The 6945-nt window shown below is 34.0% G+C and carries 7 protein-coding genes; all 7 read left to right on the forward strand.

Annotated features, from left to right (window positions below):
• The 7 genes from uppS to BBI01_RS20520 all read left to right on the forward strand — a co-directional run bounded on the left by uppS (position 1) and on the right by BBI01_RS20520 (position 6599).
• Positions 1-750, forward strand: a complete 750-nt coding sequence (gene uppS, locus BBI01_RS20490) for an undecaprenyl pyrophosphate synthase (protein WP_065396499.1) — start codon at positions 1-3, stop codon at positions 748-750.
• Between the two features lie 28 nt (positions 751-778).
• Complete coding sequence (bamA, locus tag BBI01_RS20495) at positions 779-3313, forward strand: outer membrane protein assembly factor BamA (RefSeq protein WP_065396500.1); 2535 nt, start codon at positions 779-781, stop codon at positions 3311-3313.
• Positions 3314-3321: 8 nt separating this feature from the next.
• A complete protein-coding gene (locus BBI01_RS20500) occupies positions 3322-3873 on the forward strand; it encodes an OmpH/Skp family outer membrane protein (RefSeq protein WP_065396523.1) in 552 nt (183 codons plus the stop codon).
• Positions 3874-3939: 66 nt separating this feature from the next.
• Entirely contained in the window at positions 3940-4443 is a 504-nt protein-coding gene (locus BBI01_RS20505) for an OmpH/Skp family outer membrane protein (RefSeq protein ID WP_065396501.1), read from the forward strand.
• Between the two features lie 70 nt (positions 4444-4513).
• On the forward strand, positions 4514-4999 hold the full coding sequence (locus BBI01_RS20510; protein ID WP_065396502.1) for an acyl-CoA thioesterase: 486 nt from the start codon (positions 4514-4516) through the stop codon (positions 4997-4999).
• 42 nt (positions 5000-5041) lie between these two features.
• Entirely contained in the window at positions 5042-5905 is an 864-nt protein-coding gene (gene rfbD, locus BBI01_RS20515; RefSeq protein WP_065396503.1) for a dTDP-4-dehydrorhamnose reductase, read from the forward strand.
• 7 nt (positions 5906-5912) lie between these two features.
• A complete protein-coding gene (locus tag BBI01_RS20520) occupies positions 5913-6599 on the forward strand; it encodes a hypothetical protein (protein WP_065396504.1) in 687 nt (228 codons plus the stop codon).
• Positions 6600-6945 lie beyond the last annotated feature (346 nt).

Genomic DNA, 6945 nt, shown 5'->3' on the forward strand with positions numbered 1-6945 from the left:
ATGTCGTTGATTAAAGATAAAATAAATTCTGAGAATTTACCGAAACACGTAGCCATCATTATGGATGGCAATGGGAGATGGGCAAAATCTCGTGGCGAAGAAAGAACCTTCGGTCACAAAAATGCCATTAATGCTGTAAGAAATGCAATTAATGCATGTAACGAGATTGATATCCCGTACCTAACACTTTATACATTTTCTTCAGAAAACTGGAGCCGTCCGACTGAAGAAGTAAACACGCTCATGAATTTGCTTGTGGAAACCTTACTGCTGGAAGCAGAAGAGATCTTTAGCAAAGGATTGAGAATGCATGTAATAGGAAATTTGGATAAACTGCCAACTTTAGTAAAAGAGCAGTTACAACGTGTGGTAGACCTTACAAAAGAAAACACAAAAGGTAACCTGGTATTGGCTATAAGCTACGGTTCACAAAACGAAATACTGGAAGCCGTTAAAAATATTAGTTCTGACGTAAAAGAAGGAAAGGTAGAAGTAGAGAATATTGATGAAAAACTATTCGAAAACTATCTTTATACCAAAGATTTTCCTCCTGTAGATTTACTGATAAGAACGAGCGGCGAAATAAGAATAAGCAACTTCCTGCTTTGGCAGATCGCTTACGCTGAATTACAGTTTTTAAATGTTCTATGGCCGGATTTCACCAAAGATATTTTCTTCCAGTGTATTGTAGATTATCAAAACAAGGAAAGAAGATACGGATTAACCGGAGAGCAGATACAAGGCCAATAAATTTAAAAGAAAAGAAAGACTCGATAAAATGAAGTTTAGACTATTACCCATCATTATGTTTGCTGCTTCTGCACATTTTTATGGACAAGTAACTCCACAGGACAGCACAAAAGTAAATAGTGCTGTACACGCAGAAAATGAGGTAGGCACTTACACACTTAAAGACATCGTTGTAGATGGGGTAAAAAAATATACACCAGCTCAGATCTTAAGATTTACAGGCTTAGCTAAAGGAGAAGTTGTAGACATTCCAGGACAGAAAATCAGCAATGCTGTAAAAAAACTTTGGGATACCCAATCTTTTTCTGAAGTGGAAGTTTACGTGGAAAGTATTGAAGGACAAACTGTTGTTCTTAAATTCTATCTTCAGGACCTGAAAGAACTTGGAGAAGTGAAATTCAAGGGAAAAGGTATTGGTAAATCCAAAAGCGAAAAATTAGCTAAAGACAATAATCTGAAGCCAGGAACTAAAATTACTCAAAACTTAGTTTCAAGCCTTAAAACTAATATTCCAAAGGATTATATTAAGAAAGGTTTTGCTGATGCTAAAATTACTATCGAGGATAAAGTAAATGCCGGTGATCCAGCTTTGGTTGATTGGACAATCAATGTAGAAAAAGGCAAAAAAATTAAAATCGATCATATCGAATTTGAAGGAAATGAAAGCGTTACCGATAGAAAGCTTAGAAATAAAGCTTTCAAAGAAACAAAACAAAAACGTTTTGGTATCGGCGGTATCTTGAAATCTTCCAAATTCATTGAAGATAAATATCAGGAAGATAAGCAGAATTTGATCAATTATTATAACTCTTTAGGGTACAGAGATGCAAAAATCGTTTCAGACTCAGTATGGAGAAATAAAAATAAGAACTACGAGATCAACGTAAAGCTTAACGAAGGTAAAAAATACTATATCGGTGATATTACATTTACCGGTAACACTGTGTACCCTACAGATTACCTGCAAAGATTGCTTGGGTATAAGAAAGGAGATATTTACGACGCAGTAGGATTCAACAAGAAAGTTGGAGAAGACGGAGGTAAAGAAGATGACTCCGATATCAAATCTGTATACATGAACAACGGTTACCTTTTCTCAAATGTAACGCCAGTTGAAAAATCAGTATCAGGAGATGCCGTAAACCTTGAGATCAGAATCAACGAAGGTGAGCAGGCAACCTGGAACAAAGTAACATGGCAAGGGAACACAACAACTCATGACCATGTAATTCTTAGAGCATTAAGAACAAAACCGGGAGAACTATTCAAAAAAACCGAAATCAAGAGAACTTATTTTGATTTGGCAGGGATGACATTCTTTGATCCACAGCAGATCGGACAGGATATTCAGCCTAACCAATCAGATAATACTGTTGATATTAATTGGAAATTAGTAGAAAAAGGTTCTTCTCAGGTCCAGCTTCAGGCCGGTTATGGTGGAAATAGCTTCATCGGAACATTAGGTTTGACGTTTAATAACTTCTCACTAAGAAACTTCCTTAAATTTAAAGACTTCAAACCAGTACCACAGGGAGATGGGCAGACTTTCTCTATTCAGGTACAGGCAGGACAATACTTCCAAAACTATGGAGTATCATTTACTGAACCTTGGCTATTTGGTACAAAAGCAACAGCCCTTTCAGTAAGTTTAAATAACTCCAGAGTAAAATATAGTGATATGTATGGAGGATCACAGAAATTGAATATCTTCTCCGCTTCAGCAGGTCTAAACAGACTATTGAACTGGCCAGATGACTATTTCTCATTATACACGGGATTACAGTTCCAGAAGTATGACTTCAATAACTATCCATTCCAGTTTGGTGATGCTACAGAATACTATGGAAGTGCCAATAACTTCAGTATCAACCTAGGTTTGAGCAGAAACTCGGCAGGGATTGACCCAATATTCCCTACAATGGGTTCAAATATTGAACTTTCTGCTAAGTTGACACCTCCATATTCATTGTTTAGTAACAAAGACTACTCTTCAATGAAGCCTGTTGATAAATATAAGTGGATGGAATTCTATAAGATCAAGTTTAAAGCTGATGTATATAACGAAATCATCGGAAAACTTGTATTGAGATCTTCAGCTGAAATGGGATTCATGGACGGATACAACAAAAATCTTGGGGCACCGCCATTTGAAAGGTTCTATGTAGGAGGTACAGGATTATTTGGTGGTAGATATGATGGTAGAGAGTTGATTCCTTTAAGAGGTTATGAGAATGCAAGTACATATGGTGGAGAAGGTGAAGATATTACTCAGAAAGGAGGAGGTACAATCTATAACAGATTTACTTTAGAGTTAAGATATCCAATTTCCTTGAACCAAACAGCTAAAATCTATGCATTGACATTTGCAGAAGGAGGTAACGTTTGGAACTCTTGGAGTAATTATAACCCTTTCCAGTTGAAAAGATCAATAGGGGTCGGAGTAAGAGTTTATATGGGAGCATTTGGATTAATTGGATTTGACTTCGCATACGGATTTGATAAAACAATGTCAGGTAATCCGTCCGGATGGAGAAACCACTTCTTGATGAACCAATCATTATAATTATAATTATGAAGAACTTTAAAATAACCATCACTTTTGTATTGCTTCTAATTTTCGGGTTTGGAAATGCCCAAAAAATTGGAGTAGTAGATACTAATGAAATTTTAAATAAATTACCTCAGTATAAAGAAGCAGAAGCGAGATTAAATTCTCAGATTGATACCTGGCAGTCAGAACTTCAGAATCTACAGTCAGAGTACGAAAGAAAAAAAGCTGCATTCGAAAGTGAAAAAGTGTTATTGATAGGTGATCAGCTGAAACTTAGAGAAAAGGAAGTAGTAGACCTTGATAAAAATATCAAAACAACTACCAGTTTACGTTTTGGAGCCAATGGTGAGATTACAAAGCTGAGAACAAATCTTGTTCTTCCGTTCCAGGATCAGATCTGGGGAGCTATCAAAACAATGTCCGAAAAAAATGGATTGGGCATAGTTCTTGATAAAAGCAATAACATTAGTGTTATTTTTCTTCAGGGAAAATATGATTACACTGAAAAAGTATTAGCTATTTTACTGAAAGGAACAGATAAAAAAGAAAAAGCTAGTAAAAGCAAAAAGTAATATTTTAAATTAACTTTTGCTTAAATTTAAAATCTAAAAACAAATTAAATTATTTATTTACCAATTATGAAAAAATTAAGTGTATTATTTGCAGCAGTGATGATGGTTGTGTCTGTAGGTATGGCAAAAGCTCAAAAAATTGCTACTTTAGATGTATTGGGAGTTCTAAACGCAATGCCTGAAAAGAAAAAAGCAGATGCTGACCTTAAAACATTCTTAGATGCAAAGCAAGCTGAAATCAAGAAAAAAGCAGATGCTGGACAAGCTAAATTAAAGCAATATAGTGAAGAAGCTCCTAAGAAAACAGCAGATGAAAACAAAGCTAGAGAAGCTGAATTACAAAAAATTCAGGAAGAAATAGCTCAAATGCAAGATAAAGCTCAAAAAGATCTACAAGCTAAGCAAGAAGTAGCTTTCGGACCAATTGAAAAGAAATTGAACGATGCAGTTGAAAAAGTATCAAAAGCTAACGGTTACGAATATGTAATGGATGCAAATTCACCAGCATTCCTTTACAAAGCTGGAGCAGATGCTACTGCAGCTGTTAAGAAAGAATTAGGAATTCAATAATTTCAGCAAATTAACAAAGATTTATAAAACCAACCGCCTCTATTAGAGGCGGTTTTTTTATTTTTGCGGAATGGAAAAAGAAGTTTCAACCGTAGTGAAGGTTAGATTTAGTGATTGTGATCCAATAGGACATCTGAACAATGTAAAATATCTTGATTATATGTTCAATGCCAGAGAAGATCATGTAGAAACATTTTACGGATTTACATACGAAGAATATACTAAACAGACAGGTTGTACCTGGATTGCAATTCAGAATGAGATTGCTTATTTGAAGGAAGTAAGATACAATACCCAGGTTGTAATCAGTAGTAAGACTATTGATATACAAGACAGAACTGCTAAGGTTGAAATTTTAATGAAAAGTTTAGACGAAAAAACAATTCATGCCGTACTTTGGGTTACAGTGATTTATTTCAATATTAAAACAAGAAAATCAGAAGTTCATCCAGAAGATATTAAAGAAACATTCCATAAGTTCTATGTAGATCTGGAACAAAAAGACTTCCAACCAAGAGTTAAATTCTTAAGAATCCAAAATGCAAAAAACTCTTAAGTAGTTTTCTTGTTGAGTTTTTACAATTTTAAATTAATATTTATGAAAAAAATAGCAGTAATCGGTAGTAATGGACAGCTAGGAAACTGTATCAGAAAAATAGCTCCCGATTTTGAAAATCAATATGAGTTCTTGTTTACAGATTCCCAAACTCTGGATATAACAAACGAAGAACAGGTTAACGATTTTTTTTATGATAACAAACCAGATTATTGTATCAATGCTTCGGCATACACAGCTGTAGATTTAGCAGAAAAAGAAAAAGATAAAGCTTTTGCAGTGAATGCAGATGGAGTAGCTTACCTGGCTCAGGCATGTGTAGAATACAAATCTGTTTTGATTCACGTATCTACAGATTATGTATTTGACGGTAATACAAATCTTCCATATGCTGAAGATGATTTTACAGCCCCAATAGGTGTATATGGAGAATCTAAAAGGAAAGGAGAAGAACTTGCTTTAGAAATTAATCCAAAAACCATTATTCTCAGAACTTCCTGGCTATATTCAGAGTTCAATAAGAATTTTGTTAAAACAATGTTGAATCTCTTTACTCAAAAAGAAGAATTGGGTATCGTAGCAGATCAGTTTGGTCAGCCTACAAATGCTAATGACCTTGCAGAAGCAATTATGGAAATTATTGAATCTCCTACAAAAACCTATGGAGTATTTCATTTCTCAAACTATCCGGAAACTACTTGGTTTGAATTTGCAAAAAAAATTGCGGAGTTTTCAAAATCATCAATAAAATTGAATCCACTCACTACTGAGCAATATCCAACTCCGGCAAAAAGACCAGTGAGAAGTACAATGTCTTTGGATAAAATAGAAGAAACTTATAAAATAGAACCTAAACACTGGGAAAATAGCTTAGAAGAGTGTGTTGAGATTCTTTCACAACAATAATAATAGTATGAAAAATATAGTAATCATCTTTTCCGTATTGTGTGCCCAGTTTTGGAATGCCCAGAATGTTTATCTGACTAAGGTTGAAAAAACCAATGATAATTCAGATAAATTTCTATATAAAAAAGCAGATGGAAACACAGATGCTATTTATTTAGGACAGATAGATGTTCAGGGATTTTCAAAAGATGATGCAGCCGTATTTTCATTAGTATATAAAAAGGCAAAAGAAATTGGAGCTAATACTTTTACAATAAAGCCATTCGAAAATGTTGACGGTTCACCTCAGGATTTTAACGCTGCAAATTATAAGATAGCTTTATATTATACTCCCAAAGAAAAAGTAACAGTTAAGGAAGGTTCAATGTATATATTTGCTTCTTCAGAAAAAAACCAGAAAATAAGCATCAATCAAAAAGACTATACTTTGTCGCCCCGATCCTTTTTGAAATTAAAAATAACTCCTGGAGAAGTTTATACAATTTCAACCAAGAAACTTTTAGGCTCCACTTTGAAAGTTCAACCTAAAACCGATGATGATAATCTATATTTTCAGATTTCCTCGACAAAAATTAAAGCAGATACCTCAGGCGTAGGAGGGCTAAACCTTAAATCTGGAGATGTTATAGGTTTGGAAAAGTCATTTGCAGAGTTTTTAAGTGCTATTTACCATGAAATAAAAGAAATCTCTTAAATATTTTTGTATTTATCACTTCAAAAAAACTTATAAAAGATTGAACCAATCAATCAAATCTCGTTTTTTTAAATAAAATTATATAAAGGTTGTCTATATAGGCAACTTTTACTATATATAATAATGTCCTTCATCCCGAATTTTCCTCTATTTATCTATAGCAGATCCTTCTAAAAGCCTCCTATTCCCCAACTCTCATACCCTCCCCACTCTCGAACACCACTCCTTCAAACATATGTTTAAAATTTTTCCACCTTTAAACCAGCTGTTTAGGGTTGAATATGAATTCACCATGAAATTTATGTTAAATAATTTTGTTTTGTGTTGTTATAAGTTGTTATCTTTG

The sequence above is a fragment of the Chryseobacterium artocarpi genome (assembly GCF_001684975.1).
GTDB classification, from domain to species: domain Bacteria; phylum Bacteroidota; class Bacteroidia; order Flavobacteriales; family Weeksellaceae; genus Chryseobacterium; species Chryseobacterium artocarpi.